At 43.8% G+C, this 24,973-nt stretch carries 23 protein-coding genes and 2 pseudogenes; 3 read left to right on the forward strand and 22 right to left on the reverse strand.

Annotated elements, in window-relative coordinates; translation table 11 throughout:
* Nucleotides 1–2 precede the first annotated feature (2 nt).
* On the forward strand, nucleotides 3–1,574 hold the full coding sequence (locus AC1DM9_RS16755) for a response regulator transcription factor (protein WP_477581142.1): 1,572 nt from the start codon (nucleotides 3–5) through the stop codon (nucleotides 1,572–1,574).
* A 194-nt stretch (nucleotides 1,575–1,768) separates the two neighbouring features.
* Complete coding sequence (locus AC1DM9_RS16760) at nucleotides 1,769–4,396, forward strand: family 16 glycosylhydrolase (protein WP_477581144.1); 2,628 nt, start codon at nucleotides 1,769–1,771, stop codon at nucleotides 4,394–4,396.
* A gap of 370 nt (nucleotides 4,397–4,766) precedes the next feature.
* Here AC1DM9_RS16760 and AC1DM9_RS16765 read toward each other — a convergent pair whose 3' ends face one another.
* From AC1DM9_RS16765 to AC1DM9_RS16810, 10 genes and pseudogenes are all read right to left on the reverse strand, one after another.
* Entirely contained in the window at nucleotides 4,767–5,054 is a 288-nt protein-coding gene (locus AC1DM9_RS16765; protein WP_430056352.1) for an alpha/beta-type small acid-soluble spore protein, read from the reverse strand.
* A 438-nt stretch (nucleotides 5,055–5,492) separates the two neighbouring features.
* A pseudogene (locus tag AC1DM9_RS16770) lies at nucleotides 5,493–5,624 on the reverse strand (tryptophan synthase subunit beta); the annotation flags it as partial.
* 109 nt (nucleotides 5,625–5,733) lie between these two features.
* A complete protein-coding gene (locus AC1DM9_RS16775; RefSeq protein WP_477581147.1) occupies nucleotides 5,734–6,174 on the reverse strand; it encodes an SRPBCC family protein in 441 nt (146 codons plus the stop codon).
* 4 nt (nucleotides 6,175–6,178) lie between these two features.
* Entirely contained in the window at nucleotides 6,179–6,619 is a 441-nt protein-coding gene (locus AC1DM9_RS16780) for an SRPBCC family protein (protein ID WP_430056348.1), read from the reverse strand.
* Nucleotides 6,616–7,122, reverse strand: a complete 507-nt coding sequence (locus tag AC1DM9_RS16785; protein ID WP_477581149.1) for a MerR family transcriptional regulator — start codon at nucleotides 7,120–7,122, stop codon at nucleotides 6,616–6,618. The genes AC1DM9_RS16780 and AC1DM9_RS16785 overlap by 4 nt, the downstream gene beginning before the upstream one ends.
* Nucleotides 7,123–7,405: 283 nt before the next feature.
* Nucleotides 7,406–7,924, reverse strand: coding sequence for a DinB family protein (locus AC1DM9_RS16790; protein ID WP_441878184.1), 519 nt, complete (start codon nucleotides 7,922–7,924; stop codon nucleotides 7,406–7,408).
* A 56-nt stretch (nucleotides 7,925–7,980) separates the two neighbouring features.
* The gene (locus AC1DM9_RS16795) at nucleotides 7,981–8,991 is read right to left on the reverse strand and encodes a helix-turn-helix transcriptional regulator (protein ID WP_477581151.1); all 1,011 of its coding nucleotides are present in this window, start codon (nucleotides 8,989–8,991) and stop codon (nucleotides 7,981–7,983) included.
* A gap of 52 nt (nucleotides 8,992–9,043) precedes the next feature.
* On the reverse strand, nucleotides 9,044–10,141 hold the full coding sequence (locus AC1DM9_RS16800) for a phosphotransferase enzyme family protein (RefSeq protein ID WP_477581153.1): 1,098 nt from the start codon (nucleotides 10,139–10,141) through the stop codon (nucleotides 9,044–9,046).
* 65 nt (nucleotides 10,142–10,206) lie between these two features.
* A complete protein-coding gene (locus AC1DM9_RS16805; RefSeq protein ID WP_477581155.1) occupies nucleotides 10,207–11,088 on the reverse strand; it encodes a helix-turn-helix domain-containing protein in 882 nt (293 codons plus the stop codon).
* A gap of 200 nt (nucleotides 11,089–11,288) precedes the next feature.
* A complete protein-coding gene (locus AC1DM9_RS16810) occupies nucleotides 11,289–11,750 on the reverse strand; it encodes a phage tail protein (protein WP_477581157.1) in 462 nt (153 codons plus the stop codon).
* A gap of 235 nt (nucleotides 11,751–11,985) precedes the next feature.
* Between AC1DM9_RS16810 and AC1DM9_RS16815 the strand changes: the two genes are divergently transcribed.
* The gene (locus AC1DM9_RS16815; RefSeq protein WP_477581159.1) at nucleotides 11,986–12,708 is read left to right on the forward strand and encodes a YheC/YheD family protein; all 723 of its coding nucleotides are present in this window, start codon (nucleotides 11,986–11,988) and stop codon (nucleotides 12,706–12,708) included.
* An 88-nt stretch (nucleotides 12,709–12,796) separates the two neighbouring features.
* On the opposite strand, the gene AC1DM9_RS16820 is transcribed toward AC1DM9_RS16815, so the two are convergent.
* The 12 genes and pseudogenes from AC1DM9_RS16820 to AC1DM9_RS16875 all read right to left on the reverse strand — a co-directional run bounded on the left by AC1DM9_RS16820 (nucleotide 12,797) and on the right by AC1DM9_RS16875 (nucleotide 24,720).
* Nucleotides 12,797–13,120: a hypothetical protein gene (locus tag AC1DM9_RS16820; RefSeq protein WP_076266536.1), complete on the reverse strand. Its 324-nt coding sequence runs from the start codon at nucleotides 13,118–13,120 to the stop codon at nucleotides 12,797–12,799.
* A gap of 296 nt (nucleotides 13,121–13,416) precedes the next feature.
* Nucleotides 13,417–13,860, reverse strand: a complete 444-nt coding sequence (locus tag AC1DM9_RS16825; protein WP_477511782.1) for an SMI1/KNR4 family protein — start codon at nucleotides 13,858–13,860, stop codon at nucleotides 13,417–13,419.
* 48 nt (nucleotides 13,861–13,908) lie between these two features.
* Nucleotides 13,909–14,988, reverse strand: coding sequence for an ankyrin repeat domain-containing protein (locus tag AC1DM9_RS16830; RefSeq protein WP_477581160.1), 1,080 nt, complete (start codon nucleotides 14,986–14,988; stop codon nucleotides 13,909–13,911).
* A 24-nt stretch (nucleotides 14,989–15,012) separates the two neighbouring features.
* Entirely contained in the window at nucleotides 15,013–15,762 is a 750-nt protein-coding gene (locus tag AC1DM9_RS16835) for a hypothetical protein (RefSeq protein ID WP_477550450.1), read from the reverse strand.
* Nucleotides 15,763–15,835: 73 nt separating this feature from the next.
* Nucleotides 15,836–16,408 carry a hypothetical protein gene (locus AC1DM9_RS16840; protein ID WP_477581162.1) on the reverse strand — a complete coding sequence of 191 codons (573 nt, stop codon included), beginning with the start codon at nucleotides 16,406–16,408 and terminating at the stop codon, nucleotides 15,836–15,838.
* Between the two features lie 277 nt (nucleotides 16,409–16,685).
* Nucleotides 16,686–17,219: a YceI family protein gene (locus tag AC1DM9_RS16845; RefSeq protein WP_477581164.1), complete on the reverse strand. Its 534-nt coding sequence runs from the start codon at nucleotides 17,217–17,219 to the stop codon at nucleotides 16,686–16,688.
* Between the two features lie 109 nt (nucleotides 17,220–17,328).
* A pseudogene (locus AC1DM9_RS16850) lies at nucleotides 17,329–18,275 on the reverse strand (helix-turn-helix transcriptional regulator).
* A gap of 326 nt (nucleotides 18,276–18,601) precedes the next feature.
* Complete coding sequence (gene deoB, locus AC1DM9_RS16855) at nucleotides 18,602–19,789, reverse strand: phosphopentomutase (protein ID WP_477581166.1); 1,188 nt, start codon at nucleotides 19,787–19,789, stop codon at nucleotides 18,602–18,604.
* A gap of 32 nt (nucleotides 19,790–19,821) precedes the next feature.
* Nucleotides 19,822–21,003, reverse strand: coding sequence for a NupC/NupG family nucleoside CNT transporter (locus tag AC1DM9_RS16860; protein ID WP_475445258.1), 1,182 nt, complete (start codon nucleotides 21,001–21,003; stop codon nucleotides 19,822–19,824).
* Between the two features lie 22 nt (nucleotides 21,004–21,025).
* Complete coding sequence (locus tag AC1DM9_RS16865; protein ID WP_477581168.1) at nucleotides 21,026–22,321, reverse strand: purine/pyrimidine permease; 1,296 nt, start codon at nucleotides 22,319–22,321, stop codon at nucleotides 21,026–21,028.
* Nucleotides 22,322–22,354: 33 nt separating this feature from the next.
* Nucleotides 22,355–23,071: a purine-nucleoside phosphorylase gene (gene deoD / locus AC1DM9_RS16870; RefSeq protein WP_477581240.1), complete on the reverse strand. Its 717-nt coding sequence runs from the start codon at nucleotides 23,069–23,071 to the stop codon at nucleotides 22,355–22,357.
* Nucleotides 23,072–23,283: 212 nt separating this feature from the next.
* Nucleotides 23,284–24,720 carry a helix-turn-helix domain-containing protein gene (locus AC1DM9_RS16875; RefSeq protein ID WP_477581170.1) on the reverse strand — a complete coding sequence of 479 codons (1,437 nt, stop codon included), beginning with the start codon at nucleotides 24,718–24,720 and terminating at the stop codon, nucleotides 23,284–23,286.
* Nucleotides 24,721–24,973 lie beyond the last annotated feature (253 nt).

The raw sequence follows: 24,973 nt of genomic DNA on the forward strand, positions 1-24,973 counted from the left end.
GCATGATCAATATTCTAATTGTAGATGATCAAAAGCACATACGCGATGGCCTGCAGGCCATGCTGCGCCAATTTCCACTGCAGCTTGATGCTATTTATTGTGCCGCTAACGGAATTGAGGCGCTGCACTTATTGCGTCAGCATAACATTCATCTGGTGATTACCGATATTATGATGCCGGATATGGACGGACTGGCGCTAATGGAGCAAACAAAAGAAGAGCACCTCAATGTGGATTACCTCATAATTAGCGGCTATAGTGATTTTGCTTATGCCCAGAAAGCCATTGGGCTTGGGGCAAAAGGCTACCTGCTCAAGCCGGTAAAACGGGAGGATCTGCTTACCGCAGTAGAGCATATTGGTCAGGAAATAAAGGCGCGGCAAGCCCTTTCCCGCAATATGGAGCATATGTCCCGCCGCGCAGAGGAGACAGACCGTAAAGAGCTTTGCATGTTTATGCAAGGCGCAGTGAACGATGAAGCATGGATTCGGCAGATTCAGCAGCAAAACCCAAAACTTTGGCATAATTACCGTCTGTGCTTGCTGCGGGAAGAGTTGTGGATTAACCAACCGGGGGCAGACAGTGCCCATAGCATCGAATCTATTGCTTACCGTGTCTATGGCAGCCAGGGATATATATGCCTGCAGCACCGCCCATACCTGATTCTTGCGGTTGATGCGGCCACAGATAAGAATGCTTTGCCTGCTGCACTTAAGGCAAGTCAGATTGATGCCACAGCCGCTATGACTGGACCTCAGCAAGGCTTAAAAGGGCTTCCCGGCAGCTATACACAGGTGCTTGAACTATATCGCCATAGCTACTTATTCCCTGATAAGAGGTGCATCCTACCCGCGCATATGGAGAGGCTGGAGTCGCAATGGGAAATTCCCTATGAAGATCTATATGCCCTGTTTCAGCTTATTGGCACCAAAAACAGCGGGAAGATTGCCCAAGGCATTTCTACGCTATTCCACAAAAATGTGCTGCAGCGTTACCATATACGGTACACGCAGCAGTTATGCAGCGCAACGGTGCAGATGCTCGAGGAGTATGAGCGGGTGATCCGTCCCTACATGGGGGAAGAGGCACTTGATATCGAATGCTTGCGGAATCTATTCGATTATCCGGGCATTCGAGATTATATTCAGGCGCTGCAGCAGCAGCTGCTTCGGCTGAATCAGTTTTATTATGATTACAAGTGCAGCTATCGCAAAACGCAGGACTTAAATGAAGCCATTCGTTTTATACACGAATGTTATCATAAGCCGCTGGATCTAGCGATGGTATCTAACCACGTGTCGCTTAATTACGCCTATTTTTCCAACCTGTTTAAAAAGAATATTGGCAAAGGCTTTGCAGAATACCTGCGCGATGTGCGACTAGATAAGGCCCGCCGCTTGCTAGCCGAAACCGATCATAAAATTATCGAGGTAGCCACCATGGTTGGGTATGAAAGCTACAAAAGCTTTACAAGGGCATTTCGCGATGTTATGAATATGCAGCCCACGGAGTACCGGCAGCTGATGCGGCGAAAGCTTGAAAGAGAAGGAAAATATCAGGGCAAAGCACTATGAGCCTTCAAAAATAATCAAAATCCAAAAAATTGGGTCATAACAAAAACAAATGGACCTTTCCAGCTGTTAATTGTATTCGATAGAATAAAGGTGCACTCCAATGTAAGCGGTTTCCTCCGAGAACTTACACAATCAATTGCCTCAAAATAAAAGGAGCCGCAGGGGTAACCATATTTTATTGAAGGAGGACAATAATGAAGGTACTTCACCATTCACAGAAACGGTTTAAACAGAAGGTACTGAGCTTGTTCTTGGCGGTAGCGATGATGGCGAGCGTCGGGCTATTGCCATTTTCGAAAATTCAAACCGTCGATGCAGCAGGCACCACCGTTACCTCTATGGCTTACTTTTCAGCAGCAGATGGACCTGTCATTTCAAAATCAGGGGTTGGGCAAGCGAGCTACGGTTTTGTTATGCCTATATTTAACGGGGGCTCCGCCACATGGAACGATGTTTCCGATGACGTAGGCGTAAATGTGAAAGTAGGGGGCAACTGGGTCAATATTGACAGTGCCAGCGGCTACGTCTATAACCAAAACTGGGGGCATTGGAACGACAGCGGTACGTATGGCTACTGGTTCACTCTCTCCGCAACAACAGAAATTCAGCTGTATTCTAAAGCTAATGGAACGACCCTTAACTACACGCTTTTGTTTCAAAATATAAACAAAACAACGATTACGGCTATGACCCCTACCCAAGGGCCACAAATTACAGCAGGCTTTACAGGAGGTGCAGGCTTTACTTATCCTACCTTCAACAATAATCCAGCCATTATTTATGAGGCCGTAGCGGATGATTTGAAGGTGTTTGTAAAACCCGTAAACAGCAGTACTTGGATTGATATCAACAATAATGCTGCCAGCGGTTGGATCTATGATAGCAACTTTGGCCAATTCACCGAAGGAGGCGGCGGCTTCTGGTTTACGGTAACAGAGTCTATTAACGTAAAACTTGAATCAAAAACCTCTTCGGCTAACGTCATTTATACGATAACCTTTAATCAACCCGTTCGAAATTCATATGTCATTACTCCCTACGATGGAACAACCTTTACAGCAGATTCGAAAGGCGTCATAGGCATACCGCTGCCAAAAATTGATGGTGGCGCGCCAATAGGCACTGAGCTTGGAAAATTCGTCTACCAAATTAACATCAACGGGCAATGGGTGGATATGGCGAACTCCAGCCAGAGCGGATTCTCATATTCCGGTAATGGTTACAATAACATGTCCGATGCCAATCAGTGGGGATATTGGGCCGACTATATCTATGGCCTTTGGTTCCAGCCAATCCAGGTGAATATGCAAATTCGAATCGGCTACCCATTGAATGGGCAGGCAGGCGGAAGTGTTGGCAGCAACTTCGTTAACTATACCTTTATTGGGAATCCGGATGCTCCCCGTCCAGATGTATCCGATCATGACGATGTGGCAATCGGAACGCCAAGCGACCCAGCCATTGTCGGCATGAATCTCATCTGGCAGGATGAATTTAGCGGTACAGTGCTCGATACGAACAAATGGAACTATGAAACTGGCTATTATATCGGTAACGATCCCAATAGCTGGGGCTGGGGCAATGCAGAGCTGGAGCACTATACCAATAGTACACAAAATGTATTTGTACAGGACGGCAAGCTGAATATCCGGGCGTTGAACGATCCAAAATCGTTCCCGCAGGATCCAAGCCGGTATGCTCTATATTCCTCAGGCAAAATAAATACCAAAGATCATCTATCCTTCCAGTACGGCAGAGTGGATATTCGCGCGAAGCTGCCTACAGGCAATGGTGTATGGCCTGCGCTCTGGATGCTTCCAGAAGATTCGGCTTATGGCGCATGGGCAGCATCCGGTGAAATCGATATTATGGAAGCCAAAGGACGCTTGCCAGGCACAACTAGCGGCGCCGTGCACTTTGGCGGACAATGGCCAGTGAATCGATATATTGCTGGGGAATATCATTTCTCGGAAGGGCAAACCTTTGCCAATGATTATCATGTGTATACGATGATCTGGGAAGAGGATAACATTAAATGGTACGTGGATGGGGAATTCTTCTTTAAGGTCTCCAGAGACCAATGGTACTCCGTAGCTGCACCGAACAATCCGAACGCTCCATTCGACCAGCCTTTCTACATCATTATGAATCTCGCGATCGGCGGTCATTTTGATGGCGGTTTAGCACCAAGTCCATCTGATATTCCTGCGACGATGCTGGTGGATTATGTGCGGGTTTATAAAGAAAACGGTGGCCAAAATCCTACGAACGTGCCTGTTACCGGTGTAACTTTAAACCAGAGCGCTGCACAGCTGCAAGTAGGACAGAGTGTACAGTTAAACGCCACTGTTGCACCCTCTAATGCAACAAATAAACAGGTCACTTGGAGCGTTTCGGGCGCCAGCATCGCTTCCGTAAATCAGAACGGTGTGGTGACAGGGCTCGCTCCAGGAACAACAACGGTTACGGCAACAACGGCTGACGGCAACAAAACAGCCAGCTCTACCATCACGGTTGTACCTGCGCCATCAACCGTTATCGTCATTGGCGATGCGGTGCGGGGCCTGAAAAAAGCGGGCAATAACTTGACGTTTTATGTAAATGGCGCAACCTTTGCCGATTTGCACTATAAGATAAATAACGGTGCACAGCAAAACGTAGCTATGACCTCAGCAGGAAACGGCAACTATACTTACCCTGTAAACAACCTGCAGTCTGGGGATACCGTCGAATACTTCTTTACCTATAATCCAGGGCAAGGCGCGCTGGACACTCCTTGGCTCACCTATATTCATGGGGTAACTCAAGGGACACCGGAGTAAACCGGAGAATCCTGGCTAGACAATTCTTTATTGGCCTGCTAGTAGTAACACGCGAGGTCATTTGATAGGTTCTTTAACAGGCGAGGGTGAGTCTTCCCCTCGCCTGTTACTTTGCAGCCATCTCTCTCATTGGAGGCCAATGAGCAACTAAACATGGAGCAATCTCTTTTATAGAACCGAATTATCTGTCACTTGGAGATTGCGGTTGGCTGGATGCCCTTAGAGGAAAAGCATGCAACGAACGTCAATTATATCTAAGCACTGTTCGCTGTATCACTTATTTTTTTTTGAAAAAAGGCAACCAATGGGTGCCTTTTTTATCATTCTAGTTCCCAACCCGGCAGCCGTGTATCCATGCACTCATAATTCTTCAGGACTGCTCCCTGTTCGCAATCTGCTCTTGGGCGAGACGGATCATTTCCCGAACCATGGAACCGCCAATTTTACCACCGACATGGCCCACTGATTCCGTAGTCAAATGACCATTGTTTCCTGGATGCAAAGGCACTCCAAGCTCCTTCGCCACTTCGTATTTTACGTCGTCCGGTTGATTCGGATTCACGGCATAGCCTTCGCGTTTCATTACATCTGCTTTGAAAGCTTGCATCCCCTGTTCAACCCCAGGCACCGCATATTTTCTCCTTCTTCTTGCCATCATACAACACTCCCCTCGATATTTTCTCTCTAACTTGCCCGGAAGCACAAAAATTCATCCCTCTTCCGCATCAGCACGAGAAATGCAGGACCATCAAACAGTTGATAAACTGTTGAAATTTATACGCACGACCGCAGTGGAAAATATCTTGGAGAATCTTTGTTTTCCTCTATACTCGACTTCTATTGGCCACCTACCATGAAACATAGAAATTCGACCTACTTAGAGCACAGCTCAGCTTAACGGATCAATCGTCGAAAATTATAAAAGGAGCAGCCGCAGCATGCTCCTTTGTTAGTGTTCTAATGAATTCTTACTTCATTTTGCAAGAGCTTTATCCATTCATTTCGAGACAAAGATTAAATTTATTTTTCCAATAATCTCCTCATTCAATTTGACAGATGTATCTGCTAATAATTGGAGGAGCACGGATTCAACAAATCTTTGCGGTTGGCCTTCCTCGTCCAGAAGTACTAAGTTCTTGAAGCCGTGAATGATGCTGGGGAAACTCTAGGTTAATGCTGGTGCTTTGTCGGGTTCGACGCTAATCAAGCAGACGCTCGGCTCGTCAATGTTACCATGCCAGAGTCGGTCATCCTCCTTACGTAAAAATCGCCGTCCGATTCCCATCAGAGAACGTGAACGGCAACAATTTTGGAGTCATCACGTAAGTGGCAGTCCTTTAATAGACCAATTCCGCCAGCACCTTGCCAAGCCGGTCAAGCAACTGCTCATTAGCTTCTATGCAGATTGGCTTAGATTTTTCAAACTCTTCTTTATCCTTGAAACGTTGACGGAAGGTGACTCTGGTGCTGCCTTCAATGCTCTCGAAGGTAGCCGTTATCCGAAATTCGTGACCGGACACATGATCAATCACAATCCGCTCTGACGGTACGATTTCAACAAAGACGTTATGGTTAGGATAATCCACTCCATCCGGTCCATGCATGATGAACCGCCATGTGCCTCCCGGCCTGATATCACACACTTGATTCGTATTCGTGAAGCCTTGCGGCCCCCACCACTGGGCTATCAAATCGGGGGTTGTCCAAGCTCGAAACACGAGCTCCCGCGGGAAATTGTATTCGCGAGTAGTCATAAGTTCATTTTCAACTTTTGTCATGTTCCTACTCCCCGTCTACTGTTTTTCCAAGTGCGTCCAACATGATGTTTGTACCATGCTCCCGTATTTCTAGCGTATCGTGTCCGTCAAAGAACGCACCTTGCTCCGTGAAAATAAGCTTTGTACCGTCCTCCACTTTAATAAGCTCTATCGTTGTAATCGAGACGGAGATGCGCGTGCTTCCTGAATCCAGCGTGTACGTGTAAACAATGCGCTGCTCTGGAACAAGCTCCTGATAGTAGGCATCGAAGGTAAAGACCGGCCCTTCCGGCGGCCCGCCGCTGCTGTACTCACGCCCGCCGACCTGAAAATCGAAGATCTCTGGCTTCGAAAACCACTTCGCTTTGGCAATTGGATCGGCCCATGCGTGATAAACCCTCTCCGGTGAAGCAGCATAAGTCCGCTCGACGACAAAAGTTCCATGTTTGACAAATCGTTCGTTCATTGATTTTCCTCCTTATGTTCTGGACTTCCGCTCTCTTTGGCAAGAAAGTCCCCTAACAGGTTCAAATGTAGCTCCCAACTCGTTTGCCGTTCAATGACCGGTTTCTCGAATTCCATTTTCATCGCTTGCAGAAGGCTCGTGAAATCTTCAACTGTTAATTCCGCTTGACCTTGCATTAGCTTGGATACATGTCTGAGCTGCTCCAATAGTTTCTGCTGTCGTTTGATCTGTTCTTTGATTTGATTAATCTGCAGATTGACGATCTCAAGCGGGCTGATCTGCCCGCCACTTAAGGCCAGCTTAATCTCCTCGAGAGATAACCCCAGCTCCTTAAGCGATAATATCTGGTGCAAGCGTGATAAGTTCGATTCACTATATAGCCGATGACCCGATTCTGTCTGGTCGGATGGCGATAACAAACCGATTTGATCATAAAAGCGCAGTGTTCTTACGGTCAGCCCCGTCAGGTTGGCGAGGTCCCCGACCTTCCAATGTTTCTTCATTAACCATCTCCGATCTTTGGCGCTAGCTATATACCGGTAGCTCTATTGTAAAACATTACGTTACGTAAGGTGCAAGTGGAATTGTATTTCTCTCCCAATCTTTTTTGCGTCGCTGATTTTAAACACATGTTATTATTTTGTCTAATGGCGAAAACTCCGCCGCGGCGCTATTTTATGCAATTGTAATAGAAAAATACGCTTGGGGTTCCAAGCGTATTTTTGAGTGTTTTTTTAATTTTCGCCCTGCTTCAAACGAATATCGCCGCTGCTCGTTCCGCTCGATTTACTTCTGACTTTCCTGTTGGTTCAGCAAATAAAACAAATAATCGGTCGGGAACCCCGCATATCCTTGCTGCCTCAGCATCGCAGTCACATTGCCCCGATGATACGTCCCGTGATTGACCACATGCTGCAGAATCTCAGAGAACCGCGTATTGAGACGACCGTAGTTCGGATGCTCGATTGTCATCTCCTTGTCCGGGTCTGGCGTTCGCTGCAGCAAATCTCGGTACTGTTCGGCGACGCCGGCGAACAGCTGCCGTGTCTCGTCCACTGTTTTGCCTTGCGCTTGCTCCGCCCAGACCGACATCCTCGGAAAAATGTTCTCGTTCGGAACTCCCGCGAGCACACACAGATAAAGCTGTTCGAACAAGTACATATGCCCGAACGTTTGTGACACGGACGGGAAAACGCTCGTTACTTCCGCATGGAACACATTCTTCGGAAGCTGCTCTAGATGTCCGAATAAACGCTCGTTCGCCCAAACGTGATAATCGTACAATTGATGAGATTGTTTAAGCATGGATAAATCCACCTTCCTTTATTCATCGTCGTTTGGCTGCTGCAGCCTTTCCACTATCATACACCGGGTTCGCTGACAACTGTTGTCAGCGAAGTACAATTGGAATCGTCTGCATAATGATTTGCGATTCCTATCGCTAATTCCTGAATGCGATATTTCAGATCCAGCGGTTCCCGGATGCGAATGGCCGTGCCGAACGTCATCAAATACATTGGAAGGTACTTGTTCATTGTTGGGGTATCGAGCAGGAACTGCGCCTCTCGGTCGGTCCGTTCCGTCAAATAGTGGCGCATATGCCAGTGGCCGCAAACTGCGTTCAACGTGACGGGGTCCCCCTCGATGCGAATGACTGTCAACGGTCCGTCCGCTTCTCGTTCCCGCTTGGACTGGTCATGGAAATAGGCGGACGCAGAGAAGTGCTCCGGTTTTTCGAACCGCATATCGGTCGGCTCCAGCCGTGCGATACGATCCACGCGGAACGTCCGAGCCGCTTGCGACCGATGGCAGAACGCGACAGCGTACCATTCGTTTCGGACATAAGCCAGCCCGTAGGGATCGATGTTACGTTCGTCGGCCTGTTCCGTATTTGGTTTGCGATAGGTGATGCGCATTGTTTGTCCGTCATCCGCCGCCTGCTCCAGGTCTCGCAACAACGGAACGACGGAAGGTGGACGCGACGGAGCAATCACATCCATGCCGCTCGTCTGACGGGTTAGATCGTGAAGCTGATCTTCGTGCAGCCCGTTCTCCACCTTCTTCAACGCGCTTTCCAGCTGTTCTGTATACGGATAGCCAGCGCCTTGCGTAAATTTAAACGCGTCTACAAGCGCCTTCAGCTCTAAGGGATTGAAGAACAATGGTGTCTCCTTGAAGCTTTCCATAATGCGAATGCCGCCGTCATGGCCCGATTCCGCGACGACCGGCACTCCGCTGGCGCATAGTGCGTCGATATACCGGTACACGGTGCGGACGCTGATCTCCAAACTGTCTGCAATCTGCGCGGCGGTGAGCTTCCTTCCGGATCGCAGCATCCACAGCATAGACAGCATGTTATCCCATTTTGCCATAGTGGCAGCCTCTTTTCATCGCGTAATTGAACCTCATTTCACTTTGTAAAAACTAAATATTTCGTTCCTCATACTCAAAGGGTGCTTCGCAAGAGTACATTTCATGAAAAAACCCTTTGTACGGGATATCGTCTTCCAAACATTTTATAAGATACGACAGCTCCTCATCACACTTTGGTTCCTCACCGTTGTTCTGCATGACCTCGAATGCGTCAATAATATTTTCCAAGAGATTTGCTTTGATAAATAAAGGCACCTTATCCAACGTCGAATCTTCGAGCTTGGTCTCGGATCTGTATCCTGCGAGGACTGTTTCAAAATAATCATCCATAAACTTTTTACGTTTACCGGCGTCTGGCTCAAATTGTATCCAGCCCACTCCGCTTGTCCAAAGGCCTGCCAAGTCAAACATATACCAACCGAAACATGAATTATCGAAATCATATACGGTTATTTGTCCGGTATCAAAATCGATGGAATAATTCCCATCGTTGTAATCAAAATGGAGCATTCCGAAAGTATCCTGGTTGCTGTCTAATCCTTTTAAGGTATTAAGGAGCTCTACCAGCTTCTCTTTAAGCAGAGGTAAGGAGTCTGGTATCCGTTTATCAATATATTCAGCATTGTATTTGTCAAAAAAACTATGCCGGCGATGGACAGGCATATACCTTTTTGATATTTGATGCAGTTTTCCCAGAACTTTGCCGCAATTATAATAATATTCGGTAATTGGAGCTCCTTCTCGGTACTGATAATTATTTTCTACAAGCATTTTTCCCTTAGCCTTTTCAAACAGACAGACAAAAAAGGTGTGGTTATTATGTGTAATCTCCTCCAGCAGATTCCCCTTCTGGGAGCTGATTACATTTGAGACACTTCCCCCATGCTCGAATAAATATCTAACATACTCAACTTCTCCCAGAAAATCTTCCCGGCTCCTGTCAGGTAAAAAAGCGATTCTAAGTATTTTGGCGTCGGCGCCCTCTTTCACACAGGTATATACGACATTCCTTCCTCCAGCATGTGCCGGAATCAGCTGAATTTCATAGCCTTCTAATCCGAACAGCTCCGATACTACTGTAAGCAAATAGGTATCACCGATTGAAACAACCTCGTTATAATTCATACAAGTTCCTTTCCGCACAAACATTTATTTTTTCTTACTCTATAAAAAGAACGTACCACAATAGCGGCACGCTCAATGGACTTTTTTGATCATTTTACTCTGATGGGCGCAAACCATTCCATCTGACAGTACTCGCCATCGTATGCATCCGTGTCGATTTTTTCTACGAAAAATTCGCGATCCAGAAGCTCATATTTCCCTTCGTTCTCCTTTGCAAGCCTATCGATAGCATGATATAGCGCCTCTGCGCGCAGTTCACTAATCTCCTCATAATGATGGTTCCCTATATAACGAAAACCGACGCATAAGGAAGCAGGGACGGTGTCACCTGAAAAGCCGTCAGGAATATCGTTCAGATTCTGTACGCGTATAGACGGTAGATAGTGCGTCCAACTAAGTGATGGATCAAGTGTCTTTGTTAGACCATAATAAATATTGGGTTCTACTGGATTTGGCACTTTATGCCGATTGTTCCACCAAAACTGCTTAGCAGCCTCGGGCGCTTTTGTCGGCGCTTCAGCAATTTCAATTCGATACATTTGCCCAATTAAATGAAACGATGGCATCATGACCATATTCGGCCCGTATACCAAGTTTCCGCAAACATTGTTTTTCGGAAATAGATGAAGTGGAGCTGTTATATGAATGTTTCTTCCGGAATGTCTGCATTCGCCAGGCGTAAGCCCATATTCGCGTTTAAACGCGCGTATGTAGGTTTGCTCATGTTCATAACCACATTCGATTGCAATGTCGAGAATTCGTTTCTCGGTAAGCATCAAATGCTCCAAGCTCGCGGCAAGCTTTCGAGAGCGGATATAGCTTTGTAGCGGCACGCCGAAAGCGAACTTGAAGAGTCGACGCAAATGAACAATGGAAATCGGGAGATCGACCAGATATTCTGCCTCCCTAGTACCAGAAACATTTTCTTCTATTCGTGATAGAAGCTCAGACAAAAGCTTGTATAATTCCATGCAACACTCCTAGGATATTATTGTTCCTTATCATTAAAATACATAAGGACTATTAGCAAAATTATACCATGATATGGAAAACGTTGTTGTTTTCTGCATATAAAAAAGCCCTTAAGTTAATTAAGGGCTAAACATTCTTATTACGATTCGAGTTTACAGGCCTCAAGCCCTCTACAGTCCAAATTTTCGCTGTTGCTTATTTAATATTCTTTTTTAATTACAAAAAACGAACCTCGGATTGTTCCAGCTAGTTTAGACTTCTGCCTCGCAAACTTAAATTTTCCTTCTAACTCGTTTGGTACTTCCATCCCCTCAGAGAGCTTAAAGCCAACGGCCCGCTTCTTAGCGTCATCGACCGTATACATGACATTGATTCCAAGACCGTCTTCATAAAATACGTAAGCAAATTTAATATTCTCCACTTGAAAACGCGACGTTTCTAAAGGCTTGGCCGCAAACGCAATATCACGCTCTTTCAAAACTTGGTTCACATAATCAAGTGTATCCTGACTTTGTCTAGCTGGCACAACCGTAAATTCATGTTTGTATTTATTCATAAAGTAACGGGCTTCATTAGCGCGCAAACCAGCAAGCGCTTCTGCTACAGGTGAAGACTCTAAACCAACCGTAGACACATTTTTAAAATCAACGATATAAGACATGTCCATCTCTCCTTTTATAACATTATTTCCAACAAAACTTGTCATTATTTATAATATCATTCCTTATCCCCACCATTCTACTACGCAAAGCGGAGAAAACAGAAATGATAGGCGGTGCGGGTTCAAAAGCCTTCTTTACCTGCTTCAGTTCATAAATATGGACGAATCGTCACTTATGCTGATCACTAATTTGACTTAGAATTACCGTATAAGATTGAAAAAGGCTGTGATTATAATGTTAATCAAAAGAGACAAATGGTTGCAATATTGCATCTTTCGCAGCAGGTCCTCTCTCGCCGGACGGTTGCCACAAACACAGTTACTTAAGAAGAAAACCTTATCGAAAATGCTGCTTCAATATCAAAGCGTCGTACTGAAACCTCGCAACGGGAGTTACGGAAGGGATATCGTGTTCATCAAACGGAACGGTACGAATACCTATCGTATTCATAACGAACAGAATGCAGTTACCATGAGAGACACTGATAAAATACTCAAATGGCTCCGTAAAAAAAACAGTGCTCATGGATATATTGTCCAAAGACGTCTGCAGCTTGCTCAAATTGGGCACAAGCCATTCGATATTCGCATAATAACTCAGCGGAAAAAAGGCTCTTCATCCCCCTGGAACGTGACAGGCTCATACGCAAAAGTAGCGGCGCAAGGATATCTAGTCACAAATGTGACTAGCCGCACCATTCCAGTGCTTGAGGCGCTAAAATTAGCCCGAATCGGAGATCGGAGCTTGCTTTTCAAAGCGGAACGGATCGCACTATTGGCTGCCAAAAGACTTGGAGAGCGTTACCCCAAGCTTAGACAAGTCGGGTTCGATATAGGCATCGACAGAAAGCATCGAATTTGGATCATTGAAGGCAATTATCAACCGGACTTGCGCCCTTTTCGGCTCTTGAAAGATTCCTCGATGCAGCGCAGAATATCATGGTATAAGAAACATTAGAGCGAAAAAAAGACGACCAGCCTTTTATCCTTGGCTTGTCGTCTTTTCATTTTTATAACCTATTTTTGATCATGCCCCGATTGGGATTTTACTTGCGTCTACTTGTACTTACAACACGCGTCACTTGGAACTTATTTACCCCTACCTGTATAATGGCAAACTTGCTGAAAGATGTGCCGGAAGAAGTATACGGCTCCGCTTCAATATTTCCACTCGGTGTTCTAACCGTTGCGGTGATTCTAGTCACCAAGCAAACTCCGCGGCTAGAAGCTGTCCAAGTCTCGTCACGCTGAACCGCATAATTGTCGTCACTACAAAAGATGGATGCATATTCAACTTTTCCAAACGCATTAAACGATGTGGAGTTAAATATCTGAACAGGATCGTAACCCGTAGGTCTTCTATTTCCCATCTCCAAAACCTCCTTGATATTGGTATCGTTCATTAAATGCAAATTAATAGATTTTGGTAAGGTATAAATGTGGACAAGGAAAAAAAAGCACGTTTGTCCAATGGTCGCGAGGATACGGCAGCATATGATGATGCACCTCAAACAAAAAAAAGAACCACCCTCGTAGTTAAACAGGTGGTTCGAGACTATAGGTTTAAAACAGCGAGCGCTATTACTATGCTTCGTAAGGCTTCTCGAAAGAGTTTTGCCCTACTTATGTTACGGTTCGCCTTAACGGGTCTACCGAATTGGACTAATCACCACTCATAAAAGTTTTCCTCGACCAGCAACTCAAATGAATCCGCTACTAACTTGATCTCCCCGGTATCATGATAACAGATGAGTACCTTTCCTGACCGATCGATGATAATCGGGTCGCCGGAGCCATCCATAGAAATGACATAACTAGTTCGTAAAACCTCTGCGCAGGGAAGCTCCTTATATTGCTCTCGAAACTCCAGCGTCAAATCAATAACCGTTTCATTTCCGAGACTAGACCCATTAGAGAATGCATGTACCGCAAGACCTGCATATGCTCCGCCAAACGTCCTTATAAAATGTACGTAATCTTCATGAAAGCTTACATTCAGCCGTTGCTGTGCCTTAGCAATTTCCTCTTGGCTCGCCGGAATGCCTACTAGTGTGCTATTATCCTCCCGATGAAGGAAATTCTTTAATCTTTCCATTAACGCATCCTTCATAAGTTAATCTCCTTTGTACACTTTCTCTTCTACTAGTGTGACAAATAGCTATAACTCTCCCTCAAGAAACTTAATGAGGTACATTTCAGGCTGCACGAGGAACTCTGTAAAGCTGCACAAATCCGCATACTCCTGGTGCTCCACGTCATAACAGCCTACCAAGCCTTTTTTCTTCGGATTCCACACTAGCTGCAGACCAGAGTAATTGTCGATCTCGGCTGACAGACGCAACAGCTTTTGCCTGCCAACTTTCATCTCAATCGTATCAGTTAATGTAAAAAAATCGATATACCCGATTTTATATTCATTTTGCGCTAGCTCAAGGCGCAGCTTGTCTCCAGTAAGAAAGCTAACCAGTTCATCGGTCAGTTTATATTTTTTTAGCTCAAACTTTTTATTTTCCATATTATGAAGCTCTGCCGGCTCCAGCGATTTCAAATAGTCAGCCAAGATTGTATTCTTATTGCTGACCGCAATCGTATACGGGCGCTCACCGTCCTTTTCCGCAAAAGTCACGTCCGCACCGTGTTCAATCAAAAATTTGACCATGGCCAAATTACTCATGCGCGCGGCAACGGTTAACGGAGTCGCTTGATAAGGATAGACCATATCCGGTTTATTATAGTTGATGTCCACCCCATGATCGAGCAAATAGGTGAGTGTCTTATAGTCATGATTCGATACAGCTTGACGCAATACAGCACCGCCATGCAACTTTATATCTAATCCCAGCTCATGAATGAGCCGGATATTGTTTTTGTTGCCATAGTAAGCCTGTGAATAAGCGCCAGACCCGATTTGATTGAGCTTGTCCAGCTTGGCTCCTTGCGCTGCAATGTAGCGAATGATGTCTTCCTTGCAATAGCGAACTGCTCGCAAAAAGGCCGGATTATGATTGACATTCAGGTTGACGCCATGCGCTACCAGCAGCTTTACAACATCCATTTGCTGCAATATAAGCGCCAGATCAAGCGGACTTAACGTGTTATGCTTGCTAAGTATGATGCCAGCTTCAATATTCCAGCCTGCTGTAATTGCAGCTTGCAAAGCAGGAATATTTCCTTTGTAAATGTGCATCGCGATTTCCGGCAGATCCTCGAACTTCCCGATATCTTTTAGATTTATCATCCATTAATCGCTCCTACACCTAGTTCAACTGTTATTTTCTGAAATTGCTTCGCACCCTTTTGACAAGAGCCACTGCTTCATAACGGCAAACGCCTGTTGTACATCCTGTTCATAGAAAACAGCCACCTCTTGTTGGTAGGCATAATTCAATCGTACATAGCCACCTAGTTGCCGGTAGAACAGGAAGCATGCATATGGGGTCTCAATGGACAAATCCGGTGGAAAATCTGCTTGGCACATTCCGGCCAGATCGGGCAACGAAAGTCGGTTCTGCCCTTGTGGCAAACGTAAAAAGAGATGGCTCCGAGTGCCCGTCCACGGTTCATAATAGACAGCCTCCTCTTGACTAATTCCATACACCTGACGATATATTTCGTCCAGCACCAAGGCGTACATCCCTTCGTCTTCCTGCTCCCGTTCCTGCAGTGAAATCGCCTTAACGTGCTCCGCATGCCGAGGCAGCCAGAGAAGTAAAGCCGTCTGGGGATGCACGGCCAGAAAATCACCGTCCACTGTTGTGCCTATAACGGTACACTCACCAATCTGTTGCTCAGTAATGGGGCTGTCTTCGTCATGCTCCCATAACCCGTACTCAGCAAAGGGTTTAAGCACCTCCGTATCCGGCAGTTGGACATTCAACCACCCTCTGTAAGTCCCTTCGCCAAATCGCCGCAAAAACCGGAGGTAGCCCGGTGGATAAACAGCGGCGTCTTCCTTCGCAAGTGCTTGGTTTTGACCATCTGAYAGCGGTTTTGGCCGAGATACAATGTACATAAATACTCCCCCCTATTTGGACTATTAAGTCTGCCGCTGTTGGCAGTCGAATTTACTTCATGGAAAATTCTTTTCAAAATTCATATGTCCCAAATTGTTTTCTGAGAGATTCTTCGTGCGGTATCCACTCGGAATCACTCCATAAAGACATTTTTACGAGTTCTGACAGCTTATCTACGGCTTGTACTGGACTCGTAATGCTAATGAAGTCGTCAAAATCCTCATTACGAATATCCAACGCTATCCGCAGGTAGTCATCATTAATACACTCTTCTTTGAGTTGTTCATATTCATCCCTCATCCACTGTTCACAAAAGATTTTTTCGGCCCTAATATCTCCATTCTCGAAAAACGACAACTCGAATAATTCCTCATTCATATATCCGGCGGTCATCACTGGCTCTTCGATAAGCCGGGACAATGTTTTGCCAACCTCCTTCACCGTACCCCATACAAAATAATCGTGGAGCACGCTGATCCAGTTTTCATTGCTTTTGCTTATGTACATGACGACTTTGATCTCTTGAGTCTCATTATTTGGCTCGCCTAATACTGTGGCATACCCTTCACTTAGCTCTCTTAATGCATCGACAGTCTTCTCAAGGTTTTTCGACTTAATATGCAAATTCGCAAATGATCTTCCCACGAGATCGCCTCCTCTAATCGCTTTCTTACTCAGCCTGATTCTTGTTTATATCCAATAGATTGGTTCTATATATGTATCTTATTTCCATTATAGTGATCGCATGTCCTGAGTCTACCTACTTTTCACCTGAATTTTGGAAATAAAGTTTCCTACAATACTCTCCAACTTTCCACAACAAAGTTTTTCGCCGTCACATATGGCATGGTTCCCCGCTTTGTCTGTAACGGCCAGCTTTTGAACAAAGACCATCCCGATAAAAGGATGGTCTTTGGAATCTCTAATTTATTTTAATTGCCTCAATATAAAGTTCGATTATCACTTCATTTCCGACAATAATTCCACCCGTTTCAAGAGGCGAGTTGAATTTCAAACCAAATTCATTACGATCAATACTGGCTGTTGAATGAAAGCCTACACGTTCCCGACCGCGAGGGTCTTTGTTTAGTCCTTCAAAAACGGTATGAAAAGTGACAGGTTTGGTTACTCCATGCAGAGTTAGATTGCCCGTAAGTTCATACTGCCTTTCGCCAGTATAGACGCAGTTGGTGCTTTGAAACGCAATAGTTGGATACTTGTCAGCATGAAGAAAGTCGTCGCTCCTCAAATGTTCATCTCGTTGTGCTTGACGAGTTGTGATACTATTTGCTTCTATGGAAGCCTGGATACCCATGGTTGTTAACTCGTTGGGATCAAAACTTAAAATCGCTTGGAAACGCTCAAATACTCCTTTAATTTTATTAATCATTAAATGCGTCACCGAAAATTCGACGGAGCTGTGGTCCGGATCCACTTCCCATTTGATATTACTCATGAATAAATTCCACCTCTATAATAAGATTATGAGAAAGGTCACCCTATCTCTAAAACACTGCGCTATTCTCATACACCTAATATACAAAAACGCTACTGACAACGTAATGTCAGTAGCGTTTAAGCATTTTTTCGGCTTCCTCGTAAATCCGATTTCGGAATGATTCAGGCTCTACTACCCTTACGTTCCCTCCCCAGCTCAGAACCCATTGCATCAAATCGTCCAGATGACGAACGCGTAATACTACATCCAATCCATCTTGATTCTCTTCCATACCCTCAATAAATCGATTATTCGATTCCTTCACTTTATCTACGACATTATGATTAAATCGGAGGTGCACTCGCAGATGCCGATCATCTGTAGGGTGATACTCCCTTAAGTTAAAATGGGCAGGCGGTTCGAATCGATCTTCCAGATCGACAAGTTCGGTTATTCGGGATAAACGGAAATGGCGAATGTCTTGGCGTAAGTCGCAATGCGCCACGAGCATCCATAACCCTTCAACGAGTACGAGGCCATAGGGAGCGACAGTACGATCGCTATGGCGATTCCCCGTGGTTCCGTAGTTCCTTTCGAATAATGAAATCTGATCTTTCGTCCATCTAATATCGCTCGGCGAATCTTATCAAGGTTTTCCTTTTCATTTGACGGAGCTGCCTGTTTGCCTGGAGCGAGCAATCGCAGCGCCCTGCGTATACGGGAGGTCTCATTGCGTACACTGTCTGATAGAATGGCCTCGATTTTCCTCTTAGCTACTTTAGCTCTGTCACGATAATCATCATCAAATCGTTGCTCGATAAAGTCCGTTCCTATAAGCAAGGTCACGGCTTCCCCTATCGTGAAACTGATCGGCGGTAAAAAATATCCCTCCATTAAGGAATACCCTGTGCCTGTAGTGCCTATAATCGGCACGCCCGCTTCGCTGAGCGCCTGAATATCACGATAGATCGTCCGCACGCTAATTTCAAATAGGGCCGCCAAATCTTCGGCACGTACCACTTGTCTACCTTGCAGCTCCAGCACGATGGCTAATAAACGATCTGTTTTGTTCATTGACTGCCCCCTTGAAACGTAGTGCTGTACAACAGATACTTACCCCTACTTATGGTACGGTTCAGCATATCACAAGTAAGGCGAAAATATTAGGAGTTCATCGCCACTTATAACTCCAAATTTCGAACTTATTACTCATTCAAATTTTATCATTAACGTTACTGTTAAGAGTGATGGGCTATTCCTTATAAATATAATCGCTTAAAAAGCCAAAAGCCTGCCATTTTGGCAGGCTTCTTTCATTATGACGTTACTTTCTCTAGGTTCACAAACATTAATGACCCTCGTTTTCTCAACCAGCCAGTACATTGGCTATTCAATCAAGTTTACTTAAGCTTCTGTAAGAGGCTCTGTCCAAACTGCGGCATTTTCACATCAAAGTTATCTGCAACCGTTGCCCCAATATCCGAAAATGTCTTACTTACAGGTAGCTCACTTTGCTCAGTGAAACTCTTGCTGTAGAGGAGTAAAGGAACATATTCACGGGTATGATCTGTACCCACATGAACAGGATCATTGCCATGGTCTGCTGTAATCATGAGAAGATCATCTTCGCTCAGCTCGGCAAGAACTTCATTTAATCGAGCATCAAATTCTTCTAGCGCTTTCCCATACCCGATCGGGTCTCTACGATGTCCATAAAGTGCATCAAAGTCAACAAGATTCAAAAAGCTAAGTCCTGCAAAATCAGTATGAATGGTCTCCATGAGTTTATCCATACCATCCATGTTTGATACTGTGCGCAATGACTTGGTGACACCTTCACCATCATATATATCTGAAATTTTGCCAATCGCTAATACATCGAACCCAGCATCCTTGAGCTCATTCATCACGGTTCTTCCATAAGGCTTCAAGGCATAATCATGACGGTTCGATGTTCTCTTGAATTTTCCAGACTCTCCGAGGAATGGCCTGGCGATCACTCTGCCTAACATGTATTCCTCGCGTAACGTAATTTCTCTAGCTATCTCACAGATTTGATAAAGCTCTTCCACAGGGACAACCTCTTCATGAGCCGCAATCTGAATCACTGAATCTGCTGAAGTATAGACAATGAGTGCACCAGTGTTCATATGCTCTTGCCCAAGTTCATCCAGAATAGCTGTACCGCTAGCTGGTTTATTGCCAATAACCTTTCGCCCCGTTTTTTGTTCTAATTCGTTAATTAATTCATTTGGAAACCCTTCAGGAAACACTTTGAAAGGAACATCGATTTTCATGCCCATAATCTCCCAGTGACCAGTCATTGTATCCTTCCCGTTCGAAGCCTCCTGCATTTTGGTGAAATAAGCTAAAGGCTGCTCTACTTTGGGTACTCCGGGTATTTGGTCAATATGGCTTAACCCTAACTTAGATAAAACAGGAACATGCAGCCCATTCATTTTTTCTGCAATATGCCGTAATGTATGTGATCCTGTATCCCCAAACTTTTCAGCATCCGGAGCTTCACCGATGCCTACAGAATCCATAACGATGACGATAATCCGCTTAAACCGAGGTGTTTGTTTCATGTTAATGCTCCTTCTATTTTAGCTGTACTCAACTAAAATATGATTCCGATAACGATGGCTGATAAAACGCTTACAAGTGTCGCGCCATATAACAACTTTAATCCAAATCGAGCAACCACATTACCTTGTTTTTCATTCAAGCCTTTTACGGCACCCACGATTGTACCAATGGACCCAAAGTTAGCAAATGAGATTAGAAATACAGAGACGATGGCTGTCGTACGATCACTAAAGCCGTCTTGAATTTTCACAAAATCAAGCATAGCCACAAATTCATTCGCCACTAATTTGGTCGCCATGATACTGCCTGCACTAACAGCCTCAGACCATGGCACACCCATAACAAAGGCGATTGGTGCAAAGACATAACCTAATGCTTCTTGGAACGAGATACCGAATATTCCAGCGAAGACGCCGTTAATTAAAGCAATCAACCCAACGAAACCAACCAACATAACCCCAACCACGACGGCTACCTTAAAGCCATCCATGATATACTCGCCCAGCATTTCGAAAAACGTTTGTTTTTCTTGTTCCTGAACTTCAACAATATCCTCTTCAGGTTTAACCTCATATGGGTTGATGATGGATGCAATAATAAAGCCGCCAAATAGGTTTAGTATTAATGCAGCTACAACATATCTAGGCTCCAGCATCGTCATATAAGAACCAACGATTGACATGGATACCGTCGACATTGCTGATGCACATAATGTGTACAGCCGCTGCTTAGATAATAATCCGAGTTGGTTTTTCACGGAAATAAACACTTCATTTTGTCCGACAATGGCAGCCGCAACCGCATTATAGGATTCCAATTTCCCCATACCATTTATTTTACTTAGGACCAAGCCAATATACTTTATAATAAACGGCAGTATTTTATAATGTTGCAGAATCCCGATAATTGCTGACATAAATACGATAGGCATCAATACAAAGAGGAAAAATGTGTGTGCCCCTTCGTTTGCCATTCCACCAAAAATAAAGTTAATCCCTTCATTTGCATATCCCAGTAATTTATCAAAACTATTGGCAAAGCCCTTAATTAATAATTCCCCTATACTCGTTTTTAGTAGAAGTATTCCTAAAACAATCTGAACCACAATCATGACAATAATTGGTCGATATTTAATCTTTTTCTTATCATTACTTGCAAGCCATGCCAGTATTAGAACAAGAATTAGACCAGCAACAGAGATGAGATAATGCATCTTTACCCCTCCAAATTTTTGTTTATTGTCTTACCTTACTCCGCTGTTTTTCCCTCCACATGAACCCCTGTTCCAAAATAATCGCTAACAGGCTTCCGCATATTAACCCATTATTTAAAATGGCGATCAGAATTGGAGATAAATGCATTGTGGCTGATGAAGGGATAAACATTAAACCCACACCCACTAGCAGGGAAACTCCACTAACAATAAAAGGTCGCTCTTCATGAATGACCTTTCGCAATTCCCTCAACGATATTCCAACCATCTTCACAAAAATAACGAATGTAACAGCATAGCCAATCGGAGCTGGAATGCCGGATATGACATTCATAATTGGCGGAAACAAGGATATAACAATTACTAAGCTGCACCCTATTAAGAACGGCCTACGCTCTCTCATATCTGTCTGTTCAACATATCCCGCTGCTCCCGAAATAGGCACCGAGCCAATCGCCCCTATAGAGCCGCCAATAAAATGTGTAATTCCGGATATAATTCCAGCACGCCAATAACGGCGATGATCCGTGGATTGCTTTTGCTCTATCACGGTTTCCATCAACCGGATGGAGGCAATCGCATTGGTTATTAACAGCAGTGTTAATAACAACGCTGTAGTGATGGTCCCACCGTCAAATCGCGGCCATCCAAATGGCAACATTTCGGGTAGATTAACTAGGTTTTTTGATTGTGAAAAAACCGGTGTATTACCAAAAACTATAAATAATAGCCAACCTAACAATATACTAATGATCACCGAAAATTGTCGAAGTAACGCGATGCGGCAGCTCCCTAACCAAAAGGTAATGCAAACCACAATCACACTAAGCAAAAACACTTTAACATCTAACGTCGTATGGCTAGATGTAATTCCCATCATCCCTTTCATAAAAGAACCGCTTAATTGAAAGATCAATAACAATAAATATATAAAAGTGATGGTTGGTGTAAATAATCGGGCTATTTTATCCATTAGCTTAAAGGCTGAAATGAGGATAAATAAGACACCGCTAATGATCATTCCTCCACTTAAAGCTTGCAGAGCATCAATGTTAGAAGAATATAATACCCCCACTAAACTCGCGTAAATGGTAAAAATGCTCCACCATAACCCTGCCGGACCTTCATGAATAGGAAGTTTATGACCAATCAGGCCTTGTAAAAAGCCCGCTATCCCCAAAGTAATAATGGTACTCTGGATGAGTCCAGCAGTCTCAATGGGTGTTAAGTTATATAAATCTGCGATAGCAATTGGTGCAGCAATTGCGCCTGCGATCATAAAAATCATCCACTGCAATCCGGACAGAATTACTCTCATTTCTTTCTCACTCTCTTTTCCTAACCCTTAAACCTATAAACTAGTGCCATCAATGATTGTATTAAGAGCTATTTCTACCATTTCATAAAAGGACTGTTCACTTTCTTGATGAGTTAAGTGCTCCTGCGTTAATAATTGACTGCCCACGGTCAAAATGGATAGTGCTTTTACACCATATTTAGCAGCCAAAGTATAGAGTGAGGTGCTTTCCATTTCTACTGCTAATACGCCAAAGTCCATAAATTTGTGAAGTCGATCCAACGTTTCACGATAAAATTCATCAGAATTATAAATGTTGCCAACAAAGACTTTCGCTTGCTTACCTTGTGTGTGTTGATATGCTTTCATTAGCAATGAGAAATCCGCCGTAGGCGCATAGTTGCAGCCATGGAAAATCTTCTCTGTCAGATTGCTGTCTGAAGACACGGCTTGGGCTAATACAATATCACGGATATTTACTTCTTCTTGCATCGCGCCACATGTGCCAATGCGAATCAATTTCTTCACTTCGTAATCGATGATCAGTTCCGTTGCATATATGCTCATCGATGGGTTACCCATCCCTGTCCCTTGAACCGATACGGGCACACCTTTGTATAACCCAGTGTATCCATACATACCTCTTACTTCGTTATAGCAATAGGCTTCCTCTAAAAAATTCTCTGCTACAAATTTTGCACGCAAAGGATCTCCTGGAAGCAAAACACGCTCTGCTATTTCTCCTTTTTTTGCACCTAAATGCCTGCTCATATGGTTTCCTCCAATAATCTGAATACTGCACTCAGATTTTCCGAAATCGCTTCCATTTACCGACGGGAAAATAGATGCTTTAGTATTTTCCAAACGAATTTCCTTAAGGAAGGTCAGCCTTTATCGTTTAGAACCTGCTTTGAGCATAAGGTTTTTTATCATCGCAAACTAGACCAAAATCTTACGTAGGGTACGGAAAATAATTGGTCAAATTATAAAAGTAATTCTTTACGAATATTGTCCAGATCTCTTTTAGATGGAATCGTAGAAATCGTAACAACAGGTACTGACTTTAATGAAACCGGGAAATTACTAATGACGAAATCGATTTGATGCTGCTGCACCATTTCGTCGGTTAGTCCTTTCATAATGGAAGTATTAACGATCAACTGATCCCCAATTTCCTTTTTAATCAAATCCGCTATGTAATGGCGAATTGAAAATTCTTCACCGATCACTAAAAAGGCCTTTTTTCTTTTATAACGTAAGCTTGAACGAACAATTAAGGTTAGTTTTGTTAAATGGAAATCATTATACAAGACAGAGGGATAAGCTTCATTCCACGTTTTCATGCAGTCTTGCAATTGTTGATATATCTGCTGGCACTCTTTTTGAACATATGTCGATAAATTGCTTTTTGAAATCATCATCCATTCAGGAATGGCATTATCCATTAAAAGCTTGTCAATGAAGTCATATACCTCCAATGTAAATCGTTCTTCCATATCCATATTCGGATATACCTTTGCCAGTAATGTAAAAAGCAGATTACCCATTTGATACTCTTCTTTATCCTTGTATAATTCGAATTCTTTTATCGGTGTCATTTCCGATCCTTCGTAATAATGGTATTGGCTGAGTCTCACTCTTGATTGCATAAAGAATAGTTCACTTTCAGGAAATTCTATAGAAAGCTGTTCTTCTAGACTCTTCGCAAGAGCTTTCACCGGCAAATAAAACATCCCTTTTTCCCAGGGATATCTGACCTCGTCGACTTTTACACATTTCCCTCTCGTAACTCTATCGACTACAATCGCCAGCAAAAAGGATAATTTCCTTTTGGAATTGATAAAATAAACTATATTTTTCTCATTCTCTATATTTGTGATTAACTCATTAATATAAGCAAAGTTAATATTCTCAAAGGGCCATCCTGTAAAGTCATAGGCATCACAATATAGCTTCCAATAAAAATACCGTATATTCATTTCATTCCCTTTGATCTTAGGGCTGGAATAAGTAATGTGCAGCTTATACGGTTTCAGATCATTATTATTTAAATTTACAATCAACTTCTTCAAAGACGAGGTACTCATAAACATTTCACCAGCAAGCTCCTCCACTGAGAATCGTCCGTCAGTGGTAAACAATAGATTCATCAGCCGATAAAAGGTGGTTTGCCTGAGCATAAAAGAAACCACTTCACTAATCGTCTTCCCTCGTCCATCACGTCGAAGAAATACTCCCTTTCCTCTAGTCACCTCAATGGTGATATCAGGTGGCAGCTGCTTGCTTATCTCTTCAACCATCTTACGTATGGTTTTATCTGAGATTCCTAGACTTTTCTCAACTTCGGCCAAGGTAAACCATCTTTGTTCCGTATCAAGAAGTGTTAATAATTGGCTAGCTAATTTATATTCCTTATCCATACTCCCACCCTATTTCAATTTAATTTGAATGTTATAGGATAAACAAGGACAATTCCTCTTGCCCTTTTTGTCGTTCTTTTCCCGTAATTCCAACAAGCCCCTCTAACGAAAAATCGATTCTCCCAAAAGGAAGAATCGGCTTTTTGATCTGCTTAAATAATATCTATGTTAAGTCTCACCCTAACTCAATTGTGCTATTCAGTATCAAATAAGAGTTTTGTTCAAAATAATTCGGTTTACTTATGGTAAGGCT

The organism is Paenibacillus sp. 01T431 (assembly GCF_056398625.1).